Source organism: Nocardiopsis lucentensis DSM 44048, assembly GCF_000341125.1.
In the GTDB taxonomy this organism is placed as follows: domain Bacteria; phylum Actinomycetota; class Actinomycetes; order Streptosporangiales; family Streptosporangiaceae; genus Nocardiopsis; species Nocardiopsis lucentensis.
The window spans coordinates 1-805 of the sequence record NZ_ANBC01000882.1 but is presented as its reverse complement, the minus strand read 5'-3'; the positions used below and the strand labels follow the sequence as shown (position 1 = coordinate 805).

Annotated in this window: 1 pseudogene; it reads right to left on the bottom strand. The window is 71.1% G+C overall.

Going from position 1 to position 805, the window contains the following annotated elements:
- Positions 1 to 805, bottom strand: a pseudogene (locus D471_RS40560) (helix-turn-helix transcriptional regulator); the annotation flags it as partial.

Genomic DNA, 805 nt, shown 5'->3' with positions numbered 1-805 from the left:
CAGGTACTCGGTCGGCGAGCTGCTGCTCTCAGGGAGCAGCCGTCGGAACTCGGTCATGGCCGCGCGCAGCCGGTCCACGTCCCACCGGACGAGGGCGAGTTCCATCACCACGGTCAGTGCCCTGGCCTGGATGAGGGAGTCACCGGTGATCTGGTCGAGGAACGGCTCCACCTCGTCCAGCCGCCCCTGGGAAAGGCGGAGCAACGCCATCATGGCGTGGAAAGGACCGCTCTGCGTTCGCGTCAGCCCGACCTCCTCGCAACGTCTCAGCCCCTCCACAGCATTGGCCAGGGCTTCCTCCATCCGCCCCAGGTGTTTGAGGACCCCACCGCGATTGACCAGTCCGCGCAGCTCAACCATGACGAATCCGTGTTCGCGGGCGAGCGCGGTGCCCTCATTCAGCAGTTCCAGACCGGCTTCGCCGTCCCCCACATCCAGGCAGCCCAGGGTGATCAGCGCGTCCGCCTCGCTGCGCCGGTCGCCCAGCTCCCGCGCCGCGGCGAGCACCCGGGTCGCGGTGATCCCGGCCTGCTCGGCGTGGCCGCGCATCATCAGGGTCGCGGCGAGAGTGGCCCCGACCGCGCCGCGCTCGGGATGACCGTCCGGCAGGACGATGAAGGCGTCGGCCAGATCCTCCAGGGCACCGTCCCGGCCCAGTTCCTTCAGGGCTTGGGCGCGGGCGTGCCGGAGTCCGCCGATGAGCTCGCCGCCGGCCGGAGGCGGGGCGTACGGGTCGTGGTAGTCGTCGACCCCGAGTTCGCTCAGGCCGTCGGTGGCGTGGGCGACGGCGCGGCGCAGCGAACCG